This is a genomic window from Amycolatopsis sp. NPDC003861 (genome assembly GCF_053605405.1).
This window is the reverse complement of sequence record NZ_JBSGJD010000184.1, coordinates 1-20,308: the sequence shown is the minus strand read 5'-3', so window position 1 is coordinate 20,308 and position 20,308 is coordinate 1. Positions and strand designations below refer to the sequence as shown.

Genomic DNA, 20,308 nt, shown 5'->3' with positions numbered 1-20,308 from the left:
TGTTTTTTTGTATTATTGGTGTTCTTTTCATTACAGATGGTGTTTGGTGTGTGTTGTGGTGTGTGGGGTTGTGTTGGGTGCTGCCACCCCCCCCCACCACGGACCTGTCACTGTGCCCCACGCCCGGCGCGCCGGCACCGGCATTTTTGCCGTGCTCAGCCCCGCAGCGCGACGGCCGCCGGGCGGACGGCGACGTCGAGGTAGACCCCTTCGAAGGTGTCCAATGTGGAATCCAGGTCGTGCGCGGCGATCAGCGCGAGGCTCGCCCGGCCCATCGCCGTCCGGGCCGGCGCGTCGGTCAGCACTGCGGTGAGCCGCCCGGCCAGCGCCGCGACGTCGCCGGGCGGGTAGAGCCAGCCGTTGCGGCCCGGCCGGACGAGGTGGGGCAGCGCCATCGCGTCCGCGGCCACCACCGGTTTGCCCGCGGCCATCGCCTCCATGGTGACGAGGCTCTGGAGTTCGGCGGTGCCCGGCATGCAGAAGACGGTGCACCGCCGGTAGGCCCGGACCAGATCCCCGTCCGGGACGAAGCCGTGGAAGGTCACCCGGTCCGCGAGGCCCAGCCGCTCCGAGAGCGCCTCGAGCCGGCCGCGTTCGCTGCCGTCGCCGACGAGCTCGACCCGGACGTCCGCGGGCAGGGAGACGGCCGCCTCCAGGAGCTCGTGGACGTTCTTTTCCGCGTCCAGCCGGCCGACGAAGAGCACGTTCGGCGCCTCGGCGGGCTCGTCGGGCGGGCCGGCGTAGTGCGCGCGGTCGATCCCGCAGGAGATGGCCAGGACGGGCCGGTGCAGGCCGTTCCGTTCGAGCAGCTGGGCCGCGCGCGGCGTCGGGGTGGTGCAGACGGTGGCGCGGCCGAAGACCCGGGCGAGGTCGCGCCACGCCAGCCGGATGAGCGGTCGGTGCGTCCAGCGCGGCAGCGGGCCGTAGCCGAGCAGGTTCTCCGGCATGAAGTGGTTGGTGGCCACCACGGGAACGCCGGCCGCGGTGGCGGCGCGGACCGCGCTGCGGCCGACCAGGAAGTGCGCCTGGGTGTGCACGACGTCGGGGTCGATCCCGGCGAGCAGGGCCGGCACGGCCTTCGCGGTCCGCCACGGCGGGCAGACGCGGAACGTCGGGTGGAACGGCGTGCGCACCGAACCGAGCCGGTGGACGGTGACCCCGGCCGCCGTTTCGGTGCAGTCTTCGCTGGTGGGCGCCGGGCAGAGGACGTGGACGTCGTGCCCGCGGGCGGCCAGTCCCGACGCCAGGCGGGCGGCGAAGTTGGCGGCCCCGTTGACGTCGGGCGGGTAGGTGTCCGCGGTGATCGCGATGCGCAGTGGCCCCTCGCGCCGCGCCTGGCGTGCGGGCGCGGCGGGCGACGGCAGTTCGCGGGTCAGGAGCACGAGTCCGCCCACGGCGATCAAGCCGGGCACGGCGACGCCGGCGAGCTGGCCCGGAGTCAGTTCCCCGTAGGCGAAAACGCCGATGAGGACGGCGCTCAGCGGGTCGACGATGGTCGTCGCGCCGGCCACGATCGGCGCCGGTCCGCTGGCGTAGGCCTGGTGCAGCAGCCACGCCCCGGCGAGCGTCGCCGCCACGGCTTCGGCGATGACGAGGAGGGAGAACGGGGCGACGGCCGCCGCCCGGATCAGCGCCGAGGTGAACCCGAAGAGCACCGCCGTGCCGAGCGCGGACAACAGGGACCGCGTCCGGCCGCGGGTGTACCGGGCGGCCACGGCCAGCCCGGCCGCGACCGGCAGCGCCCACTGGGCGGTCCCGAGATCGGGGGCCGGCAGGGCGGTGTTCGCGGCCGTGGCGGAGAGCGCGACGAACCCCGCGAGCCCGGCGACGCTCATCGCCAGCGCGGCGAGCACGGTCCGGGTGAGCGGGGTGCGCGCCAGCAGGACGGTGAGCACCAGGGTGAGCACGCCGATCGGCTGCACCACGGCGAGCGGGGCCAGGGTGAGCGCGAGGACGTGCAAGGCGGCGCCGAGGCCGGCGAGCCCGATCCCGGCGTACCAGCCGGGGGTGCGCAGGATGGCCCGGACCCCGGACAGCCGCAACGCCGGGCCCGCGGTCGCCCCGCGGACGGCCCGGTGCTGGAGGTGGACGGTACCGGCGAAGCAGCACGCGCCGGCGGCGGCGAGAACGATGGCGAGGGTCAGCACGATTTCCTCCCGGAACGCAGGACGGCGAGGGCCGGCTCGCCGAGCAGGACGAGGTAGACGACGAAGACGAGCCGTTCGGCGAGCCCTTGGAACAGCGGGCCGTCGAAGCCGCGCGAGGGCGCGAGCAGCACCGGAAGCTGGCTGAGCAGGAAAACCGTGAGGGCGGCCCACGCCCAGTCGGTGTGCCGCCGCAGCCGGACGGCGAGGGCGTGGTGCACCGGGTGGCCGGCGACGTCCCGGGCGAGCAGCCCGGCCGCGGCGGGCAGGCTGACGAACAGGACCAGGCCCGCGAAGCGGTGGATCTCGGCGGAGAGCGTCATCGGCGCGCCGGTGGGGATGGTGGGGAAGAAGGCGCAGAGTGTCAGCCCCCCACCCCAGCAGCCGGCCAGCGCGACGACGGGCCGGGACACGGGCAGCCCGGCCTTGCCGAGGCCGACGAGCAGGAACCCGGTCCCGGCGGCCAGGGTGAGCACGCCGACCCCGAACCCGGCGGCGGCGGGGGAGAGGGCGTAGTCGCTGATCACCTGCCGGACGGGATCGACGGGTTGGGTGACGTGCAGGAACAGGGTGGTGGCCACGGACAAGCCGAAGCACGCGATGGCGGCGGTGGCCCAGACCCGGGCCTGGCGCGATCCCGCTGCCGCGGACGGCGCGGGACGGATCGTTTCGACGGAGGACACGATTCGAAGTTCGGGTCCGCGGATGAAAGAACCTTAAGAGCCGCCGCTGGGCCGGTTAAGAAACGCGGTCGCTCTTCAGCCGCACGCGCATCTCGGCGCCGCCGCCGGGCGCCGCGCCGGCGACGACGCGGCCGGCGTGTGCTTCGACGATCTGGGCCACGATGGCCAGCCCGAGCCCCGAGCCCGGCATCGACCGGGCCGCGGTGGCGCGGTAGAAGCGCTCGAAGACCTTGGGCCGGTCCTCTTCGTCGATGCCCGGCCCTTCGTCGGTGACCGTCAGGTCGGCATGGCCGTCCGAAGTGGACAGGCTGACCCGGACGGTCCCGCCCGGCGGACTCCATTTGGCCGCGTTGTCGAGCAGGTTCAGCACCACGCGGGACAGCCCGCCCGGCTGGCCGGTCATGCTCGCGGGGGCGGTCGAGACGGCGAAGACGACCTGCGGCCAACGCGCCCGCGCCCGGATGACGGCGCTGTGGACCACGTCGGCCAGGTCCAGGGGCCCGAGCGGCTCGGGGTCGGTGTTCTCCGCGGCCAGTTCCACCAGCTCGGTGGTGAGCGTGGTCAGCTCTTCGGCCTGCACCCCGAGGTCCCGCAGCAGCCGGGCGCGGTCGTCGGGGGCGAGGACCCGGCCGGAGGCGAGTTGCTCCTCCGCGTACGTGAGCAGTTCGACGTTGGTGCGCAGGCTGGTCAGCGGGGTCCGCAGCTCGTGGCCGGCGTCCTGGACGAGCTGCTGCTGGGCGGCTTTCGACGCCGCGAGCGCGGTCAGGAGGTGGTTGACCGCGGTCGCGAGCCGGGCGATCTCGTCGTGGCCGGCGACCGGGATCGAGCTGTCCAGGTCCTGCGTCTCCGCCACCTTCTCGACGGCCCCGGTGAGCCGGTGGACCGGGCCCAGGCCCGCCCGCGCGACGCCCCAGCCGACCACGCCGGCGAGGGCGGTGCCGGCGAGCCCGATCCAGGTGAGCAGCACGCGCAGGTCGTCGAGGGTCCCTTCGATGCCGATGACCCGGCTGGCGACCTGCACCGCGCCGCCGCCGGGCCGGGGCACGGTGCTCACCCGGTAGACCGTCTCGTCGTCTTCGGGCCCGGCGTCGGCGAGGTCCTGGCCGCTCCCGCGCGCCGCGACGCGGGCGGCCGGCGCCGTCACCGGCCCCAGCCACTCGGCGCCCGCGGTGGCCGCCACCGGCTGCCCCCGGTCGTCGAGGAACCGGACGACGAAGGGCGGCGGTGTGCCGGCGACGACGAGCAGCTGCCGGATTTCGGACGGCAGGTCGTCGTCCGACCAGTCGCCCGGCAGCTCGTCGGCGCCGTGCAGGGCGCGCAGCGCGTCCTCCGGTGTCGCCGCCCGCACCGCCTCGGCCGTGTCGGCGCGCATCCGGAGGTCCAGGTTGTCGTACATCCGGCCGTGCATCAGCCACCAGCCCGCGAGCGACACGACGACCACGGCGAACGCGACGCCGAGCGTGGAGAGCATCGCGACCCGCGCGCGCAGGGTGAGCTTGCGCCGTCCCAGGCCGCGCAGCAGCCTCACAGGGGGTCCTCGCGCAGGACGTAGCCCACGCCGCGGACGGTGTGCAGCAGCCGGGCGGCGCCCTCGGCTTCGAGTTTCTTGCGCAGGTAGCCGAGGTAGACGTCGAGGCTGTTGGAGCTGTTGCCGAAGTCGAAGCCCCAGACGTGCTCGAACAGGACGGTCCGGGTGAGCACCTGCCGCGGGTGGCGCAGGAAGAGCTCGAGGATGGCGAATTCGGTGCGCGTCAGCCGCACCGGACGGCCCGCGCGCACGACCTCCCGCGTGGCCGGGTTGAGCGCGAGGTCCCCGAAGCGGAGATCGGCGGGGGCTTCGGGGACGGCTTCGTACCGCGCGCGCCGCAGCAGGGCCCGCACCCGGGCGAGCAGCTCCTGGAGGGAGAAGGGCTTGGCGAGGTAGTCATCGGCCCCGGCGTCGAGGCCGGCGACCCGCGCGGTGACGTCCCCGCGCGCGGTGAGCATGAGGACGGGCACGAGGTTCCCGGCCGCCCGCAGCCGCCGGCAGGTTTCCAGGCCGTCGAGCACGGGCATGGTGACGTCGAGGATGACGCCGTCGGGTTCGCGCTCCCGGATGACGTCGAGGGCGGCTTGCCCGTCCTTGGCGACCTCGACGGCATAGCCCTCGAAGCGCAGGGTGCGCGACAGGGAGTCGCACACGGCATCCTCGTCGTCGGCGATCACGATCAGCACCCTGCCGATTCTCCGAGGCGGCGGGAGTGGTCGCCAGGCGGGGTTTTAAGAAACGGCTAAGAACCGGGAGCCGCCGTGAAGGGCACGCCCCCGACGACGCGCCCTTCACGGGTGGGCCTGCCGCGGCCGGGCTGTCCCGGCGGAGGGCGCGACCCCCAACGACGCGCCCGCCACCGGGTCGCCCCGGCATTCCCCCTCTTTCGCCGTGGCCCTAGGGTTTCCGACGCCGTCCTCGTTTCGTCCTCGCGCCGGCATTCGCCGCTTCACCTGCGCGTTCGGCGAAACCGGCCGGTCCGATGACCAGGGGGTGGCGATGAGGTTCCGGATCCTCGGGACGCTGGAAGTGCGGGTGTCCGGGAGCCGGCTCACCCTGGCGAGCCCGCGGCAGCAACGCGCGCTCGCCGTGCTGCTGCTCAACGCCGGCGCCGTCGTCCCGGTGGAACGCATGATCGACGCGCTCTGGGAGGACGAGCCGCCGGCGACCGCGGTGAAGCAGGTGCGCAACTGCGTTTCCGCGCTGCGGGGCAGGCTCGGCGAGCTCGGCGGGGCGATCGTCACCGACGGCCCCGGCTACCGCCTGCAGATCGACGGCGACGACCTCGACGCCCTCCGGTTCCGCCGGCACGTCGCGGCCGCCCGGGGACTCGCCGGGCAGGCCAAACTCGTCGACGCCGTCGAGGAAATCCGCACCGCGCTCGCCCTGTGGCGCGGCCCGGCGCTCGACGGGCTGCGGACGACCACGCTCGCCGGCCGGGCCGCGCTGCTCGACGAACAACGCGCCGAAGCCGTCGAACTCTGCGCCGAATGGCGGCTGCGGCTCGGCGAAACGGCCGAAGTCGTCCGCGAGCTGACCGAGTTCTGCGGCGAGCACCCGACGCGCGAGCTGTCCCATCTGCTCCTCATGCGCGCCCTCGCGAAAGAGGGCCGCTACGCCGAAGCCTCGACGCTGTTCCACGGCCTGCGCCGGCGGCTGGCCGACGAACTCGGCGTCGACCCGAACCCCGACCTGCGGCGGCTCCACGACCGGATCCTCGCCGAGTCGGCGCCCAGCGCCGAAGAGCCCGAGCCGGAAGTGCCGCCGCAGCACCGGTTCGACCGGGCCGTCACCGAGCTGGCCGAAGCCGTCACGTGGCAGTGGCGCGCGGAAGCCGAGCTGCGTTCGCTGCACCGGCCGCAGCCGATCATGCTGCGCTGGTCGTCGGCCGCGCGCGCCGGGAAGCCGCGGGGCGATCTCGACGACATCGCGGCGACGTTCAGCGCGCTGCCCGTGCGGCAGCTGGTGGTGCTCGGCGATCCCGGCTCCGGCAAGTCCGTGCTCGCCCTGATGCTGACGCTGGAGCTGCTGCGCACCCGCGCCCCGGACGCGCCCGTCCCCGTCCTGTTGTCGCTGGCCTCGTGGGACCCGCGGCGCGAGCACCTCGACCGGTGGCTGGCGGCCCGGCTCGCCGAGAACCACCCGGCGCTGCTCACCACCCGCGAGTACGGGACCGACGCCCCGACCCGGCTCGTCCTCGGCGGCCACGTCGTCCCGGTCCTCGACGGCCTCGACGAGATGCCGGCCGATCTACGCGTCGAGGCGCTCGACGCGCTCGACCAGACCGTGGGCGCCGGACGCTCGCTGGTGCTGACCTGCCGCTCGGCCGAGTACGAGCAGGCGACCCGCGAATCCGGCGCGGTGCTGAGCGCCGCGACCGTGGTGCGGCTGGAACCCGTCGCCCGGCAGGAGGCGATCACCTACCTGACGGCGCGGCAGGGCGAAGACCGCTGGCAGCCGGTCGCCGACCGGCTGCGGCGCGAGCCGGAGTCGGCACTGGCCCGGGTGCTGCGGACGCCGTTGATGGTCGACCTCGCGCGGATCGGCTACGGCCGGCCGCCCGCCGATCCCGCGGAGCTGCTCGCCGCCGAAGACGCCGGAGTCCTCGAAGGACAGCTCCTCGACTCGTTCGTCCCCAACGCCTACGCGCAGGTGCCGCAGCCGCCGGGCCGGAACCCGAAGACGAGCCCGTCCGGGCGCTACACCGCCGAGCAGGCGACCCGCTGGCTCGGGTTCCTGGCCCGCCACCTCGAACGCGCGCGCAGCCGCGACCTCGCGTGGTGGCAGCTGTACCGCGCGGTGCCGGTCAGCACCCGCTCGGGCCTGATCGGCGTGCTGATCGCGCTGTTCTTCGTCGTCACCGGCTGGGTCGACGACGGCCCGGTCCTCGCGGCGATCTACGGCCTGTCCTTCGGGGGCGCCGCGTATCTGACGCACCGCTTCGGCCGTCCGCCGGAGCCGCTGCGCACCGAACTGCGCTTCGCCGGGGCGGCCGGGAAGTTCGCCGGCCGCTTCGCGATCGGGGCCGCGGTGGGTGTCCTGCTCGGCCTGGGCTGGTCGCTGGCGGTCGGCCTGGTCGTCTTCCTGGCGCTGGTGTTCGGCCTGGTGTTCGCGGTGCACGTGTGGCTGGCGAAACCGGTCGACGCCAGCCGCGTGGCGAGCCCGCGGACGATCCTGCGCAACGAACGGATGGGCGCGATCGCGCTGTCGGTGTCGTTCCTGGTGTCCCTCGGGCTGTTCGACGGGATGGCGTTCGCGTTCACCGCCCAGACGCGGTTCCTCCCGGTGCTGGGCGGCCGCTACGACCTGGCGCTGGCCGTCGCGGGCGGGATCGCGGGCGCGTCGTTCGGCTTCTTCATGGCCCGCGGCGTGGCGGCGGTCTGCTACGGCGTGGCGGGCGCCCTGGCGGGCGGCCAGGTGTTCCCGGCGGCGACGAACCCGGTGGCCCCGTTCGTGGTCGGCGTGTGCTTCGGCGTGGGCATCGGGCTGGCGGTGCTGGTGACCCGGGCCTGGGGCAACTACTTCGTCCACCACGTGTGGCTCGCGGCCACGGGCCGCCTCCCGTGGCGCCTGATGCACTTCCTCGACGACGCCCACCGGCGCGGAGTGCTGCGCCAGGCCGGAGGCGTCTACCAGTTCCGCCACGCGCGGGTCCAGGAACACCTGGCGGCCGGCGACGGCTAGACCGGGCTGCGCGAGGCGTCGCGTCCGGCGTCGGCCACGGCGCGCGCGGTCACCTTCGTCGCGCCGAAGGCGGTCGACATGGCCAGCGCGCTCATCACCGCGAACACCGTGGGCAGGCTGGAGAACTGGGCGAGCAGCCCGCCCGCCAGCGCGCCGAGGGGCTTCGTGCCGTACGCCACCAGGCGGTGGGAACTGTTGGTCCGCCCGAGCAGCCGGTCCGGGGTGATCCGCTGGCGCAGGGAGACCGTCGTGACGTTGGAGACGATGAGGGTGACACCGGAAACGAAGAAGGCCGCCCCGACGAGCACCGGATCGGCCGTCACCGCCGGCACCCCCAGGGACGCGGCCCCGGCGAAGAAGGTGATGCCGATCGCGCGTGCCGTGCCCAGCGCGCGCTCGATCCGCTCGGCGAAGAAGGAACCGGCGAGGGCGCCGGCGGCGACCAGGCTCACCAGCCAGCCGAAGCCTTCCTCCGACAGGCCCATCGCCGATCCCGGGCCGACGGCGTACAGGACGAGCACGGCCTGGATCGCGCTGCTGGCGAAGTTGAAGACGCCGGTCATCACCGTGAACGTGCGCAGGATGCCGGTGCGCCACACGAACCGCAGTCCCTCGGCGATCTCGGTGCGCAGCACCGGGCGCCGATCGGTGCCCGCCACCCGGAACGAGCCGCGGACGGACACCAGGACGACGACCGCCACGGCCCAGAGGGCGATCGGCGTCCCGAGCGTCAGGGCGGCCGCGGTGGCGACGAGCAGCCCGGCCACCGGGGGACCGGCGAGCTCCAGCGCCGTCGTCTCGGCCGCGTACAGCCGGCTGTTCGCTCTCGGCAGCTGCTCGCGCCCGACCAGCTGCGGCACGATCGCCTGGGCCGCGGTGTCGTAGCAGGTTTCCGCGATGCCGGTGCCGAGTGCGGCGACGTACAGCAGCCAGATCGAACCGGCGTCGAGCAGCACGGCCACGAGGAGGCCGGCGAGCAAGGTCGCGCGGATGACGTTCGCCAGCAGCATCAGGCCGCGCCGGTCGTGGCGGTCGGCGATCGCGCCGGCCGGCAGCGCGCAGAGCAGCCACGGCAGGGTGAAGGCCAGCGTCAGCCCGGCGACCAGCGCCGGCGAGCGCGTGTAGCCGATCGCCAGCAGCGGCAGCGCGAACTTGAGGATTCCGTCCGCCAGGTTGGACAGGGCGGCCGACGTCCACAGCCGCCAGTACCTGCCGCCCAGCGATGTCCGCATTGATGGAGAATTTCACATCGATGGAGAAAAGTCCATCGATGGGGATGCGCTAGCCTGCGTCAGTGTCAGGGTGGTGTTGCCGCTGTTGCGGTGGTTGGGATCCTGGCCGCTGGTGACCTGGCTCGTAGCCTCGCTGCCGCCTGCTTGCGGGTTGGCGATCATGGGTTGTGCCGGTCACCGGTGGTCAGGGCCGACCGGCGTGACTTGATAGGAGCGTGGCAGCGCCCCCTGCTGAGGTGTGTCCGCCGGCCGGCCCAGCCGTCCCTTCGAGCTGGAAGGAGACCATCTCCATGGTGGTGCTGGGTATCGATGTCCACAAGGCCACGCATACGGCAGTCGTCGTGGACGAGGTGGGCCGCAAGCTGGGCGAGAAGACCGTGCGGGCCACCGACGCCGGTCATCGGCAGTTGCTGCGCTGGACATTGCGCCAGTGGCCGGCCGAGCAGGTGCGCTTCGCGGTGGAGGACTGCCGGCACGTCTCGACCCGGCTGGAGCGGGCCCTGCTCTCGGCCGGGCAAACCGTGGTGCGGGTACCGCCGAAGCTGATGGCCGGCGCACGGTCAGCTGCCAGGACCGGCGGCAAGTCCGACCCCATCGACGCCCTCGCCGTCACACGAGCGGCATTGCGGGAGCCGAATCTGCCCTCCGCCACTCACGACCGCGAGTCGCGGGAGGTCAAGCTGCTGGTCGACCACCGCGAGGACATGATCGGCACCCGCACCCGGATGCAGAACCGGCTGCGCTGGCACCTGCACGAACTCGACCCCGAGCTCGACCCCGCCGCACGCGGCCTGGACCGGCTCTGCGAACTCGACCGGCTCACCACATGGCTGGCCCAGCAGCCGGCATCGATGGTCGTGCGGATCGCCGCCGAGCTGGTCACCGACATCCGCGGCCTCACCGTCCGCATCAACGCCCTCGAACGCGAACTGGCCGCACGCATGACACCGCTGGCACCCCGGCTGCTCGCGCTGCCCGGCTGCGGCGCCCTGACCGCGGCGAAGATCGTCGGGGAGACCGCGAATGTCACCCGGTTCCGCTCCGAAGCCTGCTACGCCATGCACGCCGGAGTCGCGCCCATCCCCGCCAGCTCAGGTAACACCACCCGCCACCGCCTCGCCCGCGGCGGCAACCGCCAGCTCAACACCGCCTTGCACCGCATCGCCGTCACCCAGATCCGCCTGCCCGGCCCCGGCCGCACCTACTACCTCAACCGCCGCAGCCACGGAGACACCACCATGGAAGCACTCCGCGCCCTCAAACGACGCCTCGCCCGCGTCGTGTTCAACCTCCTACGAACCGACACCACACCCCTCACAGCCACGCTCCCCGCAGCGGCTTGACATAGGAGCAACCCATGGCTGATCACGACGGTGCGTCCTCGTCGATGTCGCGGCGCGAGGCCACGGTCGGCGAGGCCAAGGCCCTGGCCCACCCGCTGCGGCTGCGCATCCTGCGGCTGTGCTGGCAGGGCGAGCTGACCAACAAGCAGCTGGCCGACCGGCTGGACCGCGACCCCGGGACGGTCCTGTACCACGTCCGTCAGCTGCTCGAGGCGGGCCTGCTCGAGCCGGCCCCGGTTCGCACCGGCGAAAGTGGCGCGCTGGAGAAGCCCTACCGCGCCAAGGCGCGCTCGTGGTGGCTGGACGACCCGCCGAACACCGAATTCGACGCCGCCTTGGCGCCGATCGAAGCAATCCAGGACGAGCTGCGCGCGGCGGGCCCCGACGCGGTGCGCACCTTCCTGCGGTTCGCCGTCCACCTGTCCGCCGAGGACGCGGCGGAACTGGAGCGCGGCATCGTCGCGCTCGTCGAGCGGTACGTGTCCACGGACACCGAACGCTCCGGCGAACCCGCGTACGGCGGCATGATCGTGCTGCACCGCCTGGCGGAGTAGCCGTCACGCGACGGCGAGGTCCTCCGGCGGCGCCCACAGCGGCACGCCGTCCGCCCGTTCGGGGTGCAGCCAGTGTTGCCGCGCGGCCGTCTCCCTCGCCACGTCCAGGAACGCCCGGACGCTCTCCGGCGGCTCGCCATCCCGCCACGCCAGCGACCACGGGTACACCGGCTCCAGCTCCTGCGGCCGGTACGCCGGGATCCCGAGCTCGGCGTACCGCCGGGCGTAGCTGTCGAACTCGAGCAGGTAAGCGCTGTCCCGTGCCCGGGTGAGGGCGGCGTGGCACGTGTCGAACGTGCCCGGGTTGCCCAGCCAGCGCAAGGTCAGGCCCGTGTGCTGCTCCAGCGAACTCAGGTACCGGCCGTGCACGTTGTACAGCGCCGTGCCCGGTGCGTCGGCGAAGACCTCGATCGGACGTTCGTGCACCGACACCGCCGGGCGGCGCGGGTCGCCCGGGCGGCCGACCAGGCGGAACGGCTCCAGCCGCAGCGGCTCGTGCCGCCAGCCCGCCGGGTTCGCCGCCTTCAGCGCGCTCGTGACGCGGATGATCGCGACGTCCAGCTGGTCCTCGAGCAGCGCGGTGAGCTGGCGGGCGCTGTCCATCTGGCTCTGCACGAGCCGGATGGCGGGGTGGGCGGTGTGGAACGCGTCGGCGACCCGCCGGCTCGTGTCCAGCTCGAAGATGTGGGCGATCCGCACGTGGTGCGGGGCGGGCTCGCGCAGCATCAGGTCGGCGGTCGCCAGCAGCTGCCGGGCCAGGTGCAGGAACCGGTCGCCGCGCGGAGTGAGGGCCACGTGGCGGCTGTCGCGGACCAGCAGGGCGCCGCCGACGTCGGCTTCGAGCTTGCGAATCTGCTTCGACAGCGCCGGCTGGCTGATGAAGAGCTTCGCCGCCGCGCGGCCGAAGTGCAGTTCGTCGGCGACGGTGACGAAGTACCGCACCAGCCGGAGGTCGAGGTCCACGCCGACGATGCCACCACGGCTATCGATCCGGGCGCAACAGGTCTTGGACGTCGGCGCCACCGGTCGGGTTGGCTGGGGACAGTGCTTTCGAAGAACTGGAGGATCCGATGGCCGGCACCCCCGTCGTGTTCATCCACGGGCTGTGGCTGCACGCCACCTCGTGGACCCCGTGGATCGACCACTTCCGGGCGGCCGGGTACGCGCCCGTGGCGCCGGGCTGGCCGCACGAGCCCGAAACCGTCGAGCTGGCGCGGGCGAACCCCGAAGCCGTCGCGGACACCAGCATCGACGAGGCCACCGAGCACTACGCGGCGATCATCGCCGGCCTCGACCGGCCGCCGGTCGTCATCGGGCACTCCTTCGGCGGCCTGATCACCGAGAAGCTGCTGGGCCAGGGGATCGGCCTGGCCGGCGTCGCCATCGATCCCGCGCAGATCAAGGGCGTCCTGCCGCTCCCGCTGGCGCAGCTGCGGGCGGGCCTGCCGGCGCTGGGGAACCCGGCGAACCTCCACCGCACGGTGTCGCTGACCGAGAAGGAGTTCCGGTTCGGCTTCGGCAACGCCCTGAGCGACGCCGAATCGGCGGAGCTGTACCGGCGCTGGACGATCCCGTCTCCGGCCCGGCCGCTGTTCCAGGCGGCGGCCGCGAACTTCGTGCTGCACTCCCAGGCCGCGGTCGACACCGGCCGGGCGGACCGCGGCCCGCTCCTGCTGATCTCCGGGACGGCGGACCACACGGTCCCGGACGTCGTCACGCGCTCGACGTTCAAGCAGTACCGGGATTCCACCGCCGTCACCGAGCTGAAGCAGTTCGAGGGCCGCGGCCACTCGCTGACCATCGACAGCGGCTGGCGCGAAGTCGCCGACGCCGTCCTGGCCTGGCTGCGCGAGCAGGGGGTCTAGCCGGTGGACCTCGGACTGGACGGCGCGGTCGCGGTCGTCACCGGAGCCAGCCGCGGCATCGGCCTGGCCGTCACCGAAGTCCTGGTCGCGGAAGGCGCGCACGTCGTGGCGGGCGCGCGCGTCCCGGGGCCGGGCCTGGAGGCCCTCGTCGAGGCGGGGAAGGCGCACGCGCTCGCGGTCGACCTCGGCACCGCGGACGGCCCGGGCCGGCTGGCCGAGCTGGCGGTGGCCGAGTTCGGCCGCATCGACGTCCTGGTCAACAACGTCGGCGCGGTCGCGCCCCGGCCGAACGGCTTCCTGCTGGTGACCGACGAAGACTGGACGCGCTCGGTGACGCTGAACCTGCTGAGCGCGGTCCGGGCCACCCGGGCGGTGCTGCCGACGATGGTCACGGCGGGCCGGGGGAGCATCGTCACGGTCGCCTCGGTCAACGCGGTCCTGCCCGACCCGGGCGTGATCGACTACAGCGCGGCGAAAGCGGCGCTGGTCAACTTCACGAAGTCGCTGTCGAAGGAGTTCGGCCCCCGCGGCATCCGCGCGAACGCGATCAACCCGGGCCCGGTCGCGACGGACCTGTGGCTCGGCACGGGCGGCGTGGCGGAAACCCTGGCGGCGACGACGGGCGCGAGCCCGGACGCGGTCGCGGACGAAGCAGCGGCCCACGCGGTTACCGGCCGCTTCACCCGGCCCGCGGAGGTGGCGAACCTGGTCGCCTTCCTGGCCGGTGGCCGGGTGGCGGGCAACATCACCGGCGCGACATTCGCCATCGACGGGGGCTATGCGACGGAAATTCACTGAATCCGGATCCGAATTGAGTAGGGTCCGGATCGAGTTGAGTAATGCCGATCCCTCAAGTGATCTCCGTGGTGTGCCGACAATGGGGCGTACGGACGAGAGGGGTCGAGGGAACCGTGCTGAAAAAATCACAGGTGGGAGAAGTCGCACGCCTGTTCATCGAGGGCGTGGAATCGATGGACGTGCTCACGGACACCCAGCAGCGGCTGGTGGATCTGGTGAAAGAGCACCTCGGCGGTGTCGCCGAAACCGCCGCGAAAGATCCGGGCGGCGAAGAAACGCTCACCGCGGAACTGGCGGCCCGGGCCGGCGCGGACGCCGGATTCGCGCGGAGTCTCGCCGAGTTGCTGCGCGAATACCGGCCGCAGGATGTCGACCAGAAGGCGCAGGCCCGTGACGGGGACGCCGTCGTGCTGAACGGCAACGGCACCGTGGTGACGCGATCCTGGTTCACCCGGATCAAGAAGGTCGTCTCCCGGAACAAGAAACTGTCGCTGGTGTTCCTGAGCATCACCCTCAGCTGCGGGGGAACGGTGTTCCTGCTGGCCCCGCACGACGACAGCGGCACCGTGGCCACGCAGCCGAAATCGGACGGCGTCACGTCGATCACGTCGACCGTCCCGCAGGCACCGAGTTCCGTCCCGGTCCTGCCCACCCAAGACCTGCCCGTCCTCCCGGCACCCGGCACCGGTGACGACGTGGGCAACCCGGCACCGGGCGGCGGCACGCGTCCTCCGCTGACCGGTGGCCAGGTGCCGACCGGTCAGGTTCCGGGCACCACCACGCCGAAAACCGGTGCCACGACGGCGCAACCGCGGCTCGCGACGACCACGGACCTGGCGAAGGGCCTGCCGGGGACGTCGGTCAACTTCTCCGGCACCGGCTACACCGCCTGCCCGGCCGAGGGCACCCGCAAGGTCGACGTGCTCTGGGACGGGTACGGCACCGGGAACACCGTCACCGCCGGGCCGGACGGCCGGTTCGCCGTGCGGTTCACCGTTCCGGAGTCCGCCGGCCCCGGCGCGCACTACCTCTACGGCCGGTGCGTCGACGGCGGCGAGTGGTCCCGGAGCACGTTCACCGTCACCCCGCCGCTACAGGTGACGACCACGCCGGCCCGCGGCCGCGCGGGCAGTTCCGTGCAGGTGCACGGCACGCAGTACGGCGGTTGCCCCGATTACGGCGACCGGAGCGTCAACGTCCTCTGGGACGGCGCGGCGATCGGAACCGCGGTGCCGATCCGGGCGGACGGCACGTTCACCGCGACCGTCACCGTTCCCGCGGGCACGGGCGACCATTACGTCACCGGGCAATGCCGGGACGGCGGCCAATGGGCCAGGACGATATTCACGGTCACCCCGTAGCCGATTGACCGCGAACGCGATTCCCGGATTCGCTATGCTGGCGGGTCGTGAGCAGCCCGTGGCCGTTCGTCGGCAGAAGTGCCGAGCTCCGGCAGATCGAAACCGCGATGCGGGAACGGGACGGCGTCGTTCTCGTCGGCGACGCGGGAGTGGGAAAAACGCGGCTGGCCTACGAAGCGGTCGGCGCCGTCGACCCCCGCCGGACGCTGGGACTGTGGTTTCCGGCGACGGCGGCCATGACGTCGATCCCGTTCGGAGCGCTCGCCCAGGGCCTGCCGTCCGTGCCGGAGAGCGTCAGCCCGGCGGAACTGCTCCGCCGGATTGCGGACGCGCTGACCAGCCGGGCGGGCGCCCGCCGGCTGGTGCTCGGGATCGACGACGCGCACCTGCTCGACGAGCTCTCCGCCGCACTGGTCCACCAGCTCGCCCAGGCGGGGCGGGCGTTCGTGCTGGTGACCGTCCGGGCCGGGGAACGCGTCCCGCCGGCGATCACCGCCCTGTGGACGGAGGACCGGGCCGCCCGGCTGGAAATCCGGGCCATGACGCACGAAGACGTCCGCGAGGTGCTGGCCGCGGTGCTCGACGGCCCGGTCGACGGCGTGACCAGCCGGCGGATGTTCGAGCACACCCGCGGCAACATGCTGCTGCTGCGCGAACTGGTGAACGCCGGCCGCGAACGCGGCGCGCTCACCGAGATCGCCGGCGTGTGGCAGTGGACAGGTCCGTGGGTGGTGGTGCCCCGGCTCGCCGAGGTCATCGCCGAGCGGATCGGCAGGCTGGAACCGGACGAGCAGGAAGTCCTCGAGCTCGTCGCCTACGGCGAACCCGTCGGTGCCGACATCCTCGTCGGGCTGACCAGCCAGCGGGCCGTGCTGGCGGCGGAGTCGAAGAACCTGCTGTGGACCCGGCAGGACGGGCGGCGCGTCGACGTGCGGGCCGGGCACCCGCTCTACAGCGAAGTGATCCGCGCGCGGCTGCCGCCGCTGCGGGCCCGGGTCGTCCGGCAGAAGCTCGCCGACGCGGTCGCCGCCACCGGAGCCCGGCGGCGCGACGACTGGATCCGGATCGCGATCTGGCGGCTGGACGCGTCCCTGCCGATCGAGCCGGACGTGCTCACCGCCGCGGCCCGCCAGGCGTTCGCCGCGCTCGAACTCCCCCTCGCGGAACGGCTGTCCCGCGCGGCCCTCGACGCGGGAGCGGACGTCGCCGGGGGCGAGGTGCTGTGGCGGATCCTCTTCCTCACCGGGCGGCCCGCCGAGGCCGAGGACGTGATGGCGCAGGCGGCCGGGGCGCCGATGTCCGACGGCCAGCGCGGTGACTGGGTGATCGGCCGGGCGTACAACCTCTTCTGGGGCCTGCACCGGATCGACGCCGCGCACGAGGTGCTGCGGGAAACCCGGGCGGTGCTCGGCGACCGGGCGTGGCAGGACGAGATCGACTTCCTGCACTGCGTGTTCGACCTGCTCTCGGGGCAGCCGCGGAAGTCGCTGGAGGCGACCACGCGCCTCGCCGCCCGGCCGGACCTCAGCCCGCGGGTCGGCGCGCAGCGGCTGCTGTCCGAGGGCATGGCCCTGGTCCAGCTCGGTCGCTCGGCCGAGGCCGCGCAGCGGCTCGACGACCTCGAGGGCGAACTGGCCCTGTGCGCGCAGATCCCCTGGGTCCAGGAGTCGCGCGCGTTGTACCGGTGCTACGCCGACCTGTTCGCCGGACGGCTGGACGAGGCGGGGACGCGCGCCGAGCAGTTCTACGCGCACGCGGTCGACACCCAGTGGGACTTCCCGCTCATCCTCTCGTGCGGCGCCCTGGCGCAGGTCGCGCGCCTGCGCGGCCGGGTTCGCACCGCGGCGAGCTGGGCCCGGGAGGGCCGTGCCCTCGCCGCCAAGCAGGTGTCGGCGATGTTCCGGGCCCACGTGATCGGGGAGGCGGCCCACGCCGAGGCCCTCGCGGGCAACCCGGCGGCCGCCGCCGAAGCGCTGGCGCAGGCGGACGAGCTCCGGTCACCCGCCGAAGGGCTCCTGCAGCCGTGGACCGAGCTGGCGCGGCCGTGGGTGGCGGCCGCGGCCGGCGACACCGGGCGCGCGGGCGAGCTGGCCCTGGCCGTCGCCGGGTTCTGCCGCGCCCAGGGTGCGCCGGTGTTCGAAGCGTTCGCCCTGCACGACGCCGCCCGCGTCGGCCGCCCCGGCGACGCCGCGGAGCGCCTGCACGAGCTGGCCGCGGCCACCGAAAGCGAGTTCCCGCGCGTCTTCGCCGACCACGCCGCCGCGATGCTCGGGCCGGACCCCGCGGCACTCGCCGACGTCGGGCAGCGGTTCGCCGACCTGGGCACCGACCTGCTCGCCGCCGAGGCCTGCGCCCAGGCGGCGCGGGCGTTCCGCGCGGCGGGCGACCCCGCGACCGGCCGGCGGCTCCACACCCAGGCGATGCTGACGCTGAGTGGCTGCGAGACGGCGACGACCCCGCTGGTCGCGGAGATCACCCGGCTGCAGCTGACCGCCCGCGAACGCGAAGTCGCGCGGCTCGCCGCCGCCGGATTGTCCAATCAGGACATCGCGGACCGGCTGGTGCTCTCCGTGCGGACGGTCGGCAACCACCTCTACCGGCTGTATCCGAAGGTCGGGATCACCGACCGGTCCGGGCTCGCCGGGTTGTCGTTCCCGCAGGAACCGGATCGCTGAGGTCGCCGGACGTGCGCCCCGACCGTGGGGACTTCCCACAATTGTGCCGGCCCGCGGACGTCCCTATGCTCGCCGCCATGTCCGCTTCGCCGTCCGGGCGGCCTCGGGGCCTGCTGCGCTGGCCCACCTACGTGATGGGGCAGCTGCACCGCAGCGGGACCGGCCGGATCGACACCGCGCTGGCCGGGCACGGGGTCGCCCTGCGGGACTACTACGTCCTCGTCTGCATCGGCGAGGCCGGGCCGCTCTCGCAGCAGCGGGTCGCCGACCGGCTCGGCTTCGACCGCAGTGACCTCGTCAAGGTGCTCGACCGGCTGGAGGCCGCCGGCTGGGTGTCCCGCGAGCGCGACACCGAGGACCGGCGCCGGCACGTGCTGACCCTCACCGAGCCCGGTCAGGCCACCGTCGGCAAGGTCGAAGAGGTCTCCACCGCGGTCACCGGCGAGCTGCTCGGCCGGCTGAGTCCCGGCGAGCGGGAGACCCTGCACCGGCTCCTGCTGAAGGCCTTCGGGGAACCCTCCGCCTGATTCGCCGGAAGAGGGTGGTCTTGCCGGACGATCTTGGCTAGCGTGACCCCAGCCGGGCTGCCGCGCGCGAGGGGGACGCAGGAGTGCTGGGAGTTCGACCTGCCGTGGGGTCCGCCGCCCCGGACGGCCGGGCGCGGGCGCCACCGCCGCCACGCGCCGCCGTCGTCCGCAGTTCCGCATCACCACCAGGGGGAACCCCATGCGAAGATCTCGTGTTCCATTCGTCGCCGCCGTCGTCTGTGCCGGGGCGGTGCTCGTCCCGTCGTCGGCCGACGCCCTCGCCGGCGGGCAGCCGGTCGCCGACGGGGCCGACCGGTTCGCCGTCAAGATCACGACGGACACCGGGGCCTGCTCCGGCGCCCTGATCGCTCCACAGTGGATCGTCACGGCGGCGGCCTGCTTCCCCGGCGCCACCGCGCAGCCGGCCGCGCCCGCGAAGCCGACCACCGTGTACGCCGGGCAACCCGACCTGCGCACCGCCGTCGCCTACCGGGTGTCCACAGTGGTCGCCCGCGCCGACCGGGACGTGGCGCTGGCGAAGCTGACCCACCCGGTGGCCGGCGTCACCCCGCTGCGGGTCGGCAGCCGGCCGCCCGCCGCCGAGACCGTCCGGATCACCGGCTACGGCCGCACGGCGACCGAATGGGTGCCGAACCGGGCGACGACCGCGTCGTTCACCCTCGGCACCACCACGCCGACGACGGTCGCGGTGACCAGCCCGGCGGGCCAGGACCCGTGCCTCGGCGACGCCGGCGGCCCGCTGCTGCGCACGGGCACCGACGGCGGGCTCGAGCTCGCGGGCGTCCTGAGCCGGTCGTGGCAGCACGGCTGCCTCACGGTGACCGAGACCCGGCAGGGCGCGGTCGCGGCCCGCACCGACGACCTCGCGGGCTGGATCTCCGACCAGGTCACGCCGAAGTCGGTCCGGTTCGTCAACCACTACTCCCAGCGCTGCCTGGCCGTCCAGGGCGCGAACAACGTCGACGACGCGCCGGCGTTCCAGTTCGACTGCCCGGCCGCCTACGCCGACCAGGCGTGGGACATCGAACCGCAGGCCGCGGGCGGGGTGCTGCTGCGCAACCAGTTCACCAAGAGGTGCCTGATCGTCCACGCCACCGGCAGTGGCAACGGGACGCCGCTGCAGCAGTACGAGTGCCTGCCGCAGTACTCCGACCAGCTGTGGGACATCGTCCCGGTCGACGGCGGCGTCCAGCTCAAGAACCGGGCGACCGGTGGCTGCGCGGTCGTGTTCGGCGCCAACAACGTCAACGGGGCTCCCGCCGCCCAGTACGAGTGCTTCCCGCAGTACTCCGACCAGGTCTGGGAGATCGCCCCGGTGCCGGACCCGGTGCAGGTCGTCAACCGCGCCTCGGGCCGCTGCCTGATCGTCCGTGGCGCGGACAACGTCAACGACGCGCCCGCGGTCCAGTACGACTGCCTGCCCCAGTTCCAGGACCAGGCGTGGGAAATCGACCCGCAGCCGGCGGGCGGGGCGCTGGTGCGCAACCACTACACGAAGAAGTGCCTGATCGTGCACGGCGCCGGCAACGTGAACGGGCAGCCGCTGCTGCAGTACGAGTGCCTGCCGCAGTTCACCGACCAGCTGTGGGACGTCGTCGCGGCGGACGGGCACGTCCAGCTGAAGAACCGGGCGACCGGCCGGTGTGCCGGGGTGGCGAGCGTCGGCAACGACGTCACCGCCGCGCAATACGACTGCACGCCGCAGTCCGGTGACCGGGTGTGGGACATCCTCCCGTTCCCGAAGACGCCGTAAGCATCCGCGCGTCGTGAGTGGTAAGGCGGGTTCTAACGCGCCTTACCACTCACCACCCGCCCCGCCCCGGGGCGCCGCCCCGCCGGGGTGTTCGGTAGAGCACACCTAATAAAACCACTAACCAAATGTAGTGTGTGGGT

Annotated in this window: 15 protein-coding genes; 9 read left to right on the top strand and 6 right to left on the bottom strand. The window is 73.4% G+C overall.

The annotated features are described in order from the left end of the window. Positions 1 to 155: 155 nt before the first annotated feature. The 4 genes from ACWEVN_RS34060 to ACWEVN_RS34045 are packed head-to-tail and all read right to left on the bottom strand — an operon-like array spanning position 156 to position 5,041. A complete protein-coding gene (locus ACWEVN_RS34060; protein WP_452054010.1) occupies positions 156 to 2,147 on the bottom strand; it encodes a glycosyltransferase in 1,992 nt (663 codons plus the stop codon). Further along, positions 2,141 to 2,827 carry a DUF998 domain-containing protein gene (locus ACWEVN_RS34055; protein WP_452054009.1) on the bottom strand — a complete coding sequence of 229 codons (687 nt, stop codon included), beginning with the start codon at positions 2,825 to 2,827 and terminating at the stop codon, positions 2,141 to 2,143. The genes ACWEVN_RS34060 and ACWEVN_RS34055 overlap by 7 nt, the downstream gene beginning before the upstream one ends. A gap of 55 nt (positions 2,828 to 2,882) precedes the next feature. After that, entirely contained in the window at positions 2,883 to 4,355 is a 1,473-nt protein-coding gene (locus ACWEVN_RS34050) for an ATP-binding protein (RefSeq protein WP_452054008.1), read from the bottom strand. Continuing rightward, positions 4,352 to 5,041 carry a response regulator transcription factor gene (locus ACWEVN_RS34045; protein ID WP_449687429.1) on the bottom strand — a complete coding sequence of 230 codons (690 nt, stop codon included), beginning with the start codon at positions 5,039 to 5,041 and terminating at the stop codon, positions 4,352 to 4,354. Before ACWEVN_RS34045 ends, ACWEVN_RS34050 begins: the two co-directional genes overlap by 4 nt. A 313-nt stretch (positions 5,042 to 5,354) precedes the next feature. Here ACWEVN_RS34045 and ACWEVN_RS34040 point away from each other — a divergent pair, with 313 nt between their 5' ends. Next, the gene (locus ACWEVN_RS34040; protein ID WP_452054007.1) at positions 5,355 to 8,039 is read left to right on the top strand and encodes a BTAD domain-containing putative transcriptional regulator; all 2,685 of its coding nucleotides are present in this window, start codon (positions 5,355 to 5,357) and stop codon (positions 8,037 to 8,039) included. On the opposite strand, the gene ACWEVN_RS34035 is transcribed toward ACWEVN_RS34040, so the two are convergent. After that, positions 8,036 to 9,271 carry an MFS transporter gene (locus ACWEVN_RS34035; RefSeq protein WP_452054006.1) on the bottom strand — a complete coding sequence of 412 codons (1,236 nt, stop codon included), beginning with the start codon at positions 9,269 to 9,271 and terminating at the stop codon, positions 8,036 to 8,038. The two genes, ACWEVN_RS34040 and ACWEVN_RS34035, sit on opposite strands and share 4 nt — an antisense overlap. Before the next feature lie 290 nt (positions 9,272 to 9,561). Between ACWEVN_RS34035 and ACWEVN_RS34030 the strand changes: the two genes are divergently transcribed. Continuing rightward, positions 9,562 to 10,614, top strand: coding sequence for an IS110 family transposase (locus ACWEVN_RS34030; RefSeq protein WP_452054005.1), 1,053 nt, complete (start codon positions 9,562 to 9,564; stop codon positions 10,612 to 10,614). Positions 10,615 to 10,628: 14 nt separating this feature from the next. Further along, positions 10,629 to 11,168, top strand: coding sequence for an ArsR/SmtB family transcription factor (locus tag ACWEVN_RS34025; RefSeq protein WP_452054004.1), 540 nt, complete (start codon positions 10,629 to 10,631; stop codon positions 11,166 to 11,168). A gap of 3 nt (positions 11,169 to 11,171) precedes the next feature. Here the strand turns inward: ACWEVN_RS34025 and ACWEVN_RS34020 are convergent, their stop codons facing one another. Then, positions 11,172 to 12,131 carry a LysR family transcriptional regulator gene (locus ACWEVN_RS34020; RefSeq protein WP_452054003.1) on the bottom strand — a complete coding sequence of 320 codons (960 nt, stop codon included), beginning with the start codon at positions 12,129 to 12,131 and terminating at the stop codon, positions 11,172 to 11,174. A gap of 107 nt (positions 12,132 to 12,238) precedes the next feature. Between ACWEVN_RS34020 and ACWEVN_RS34015 the strand changes: the two genes are divergently transcribed. The 6 genes from ACWEVN_RS34015 (at position 12,239) to ACWEVN_RS33990 (ending at position 20,168) form a co-directional block, all read left to right on the top strand. Then, a complete protein-coding gene (locus ACWEVN_RS34015; protein ID WP_449687425.1) occupies positions 12,239 to 13,033 on the top strand; it encodes an alpha/beta hydrolase in 795 nt (264 codons plus the stop codon). Positions 13,034 to 13,036: 3 nt separating this feature from the next. Beyond that, on the top strand, positions 13,037 to 13,831 hold the full coding sequence (locus ACWEVN_RS34010) for an SDR family NAD(P)-dependent oxidoreductase (RefSeq protein ID WP_449687424.1): 795 nt from the start codon (positions 13,037 to 13,039) through the stop codon (positions 13,829 to 13,831). Positions 13,832 to 13,962: 131 nt separating this feature from the next. Then, positions 13,963 to 15,192, top strand: coding sequence for a hypothetical protein (locus tag ACWEVN_RS34005; RefSeq protein WP_452054002.1), 1,230 nt, complete (start codon positions 13,963 to 13,965; stop codon positions 15,190 to 15,192). A gap of 47 nt (positions 15,193 to 15,239) precedes the next feature. After that, the gene (locus ACWEVN_RS34000; RefSeq protein ID WP_452054001.1) at positions 15,240 to 17,867 is read left to right on the top strand and encodes a LuxR C-terminal-related transcriptional regulator; all 2,628 of its coding nucleotides are present in this window, start codon (positions 15,240 to 15,242) and stop codon (positions 17,865 to 17,867) included. A gap of 77 nt (positions 17,868 to 17,944) precedes the next feature. Then, a complete protein-coding gene (locus ACWEVN_RS33995) occupies positions 17,945 to 18,394 on the top strand; it encodes a MarR family winged helix-turn-helix transcriptional regulator (protein WP_452054000.1) in 450 nt (149 codons plus the stop codon). Positions 18,395 to 18,593: 199 nt separating this feature from the next. Then, a complete protein-coding gene (locus tag ACWEVN_RS33990; RefSeq protein WP_452053999.1) occupies positions 18,594 to 20,168 on the top strand; it encodes an RICIN domain-containing protein in 1,575 nt (524 codons plus the stop codon). Positions 20,169 to 20,308: the final 140 nt, after the last annotated feature.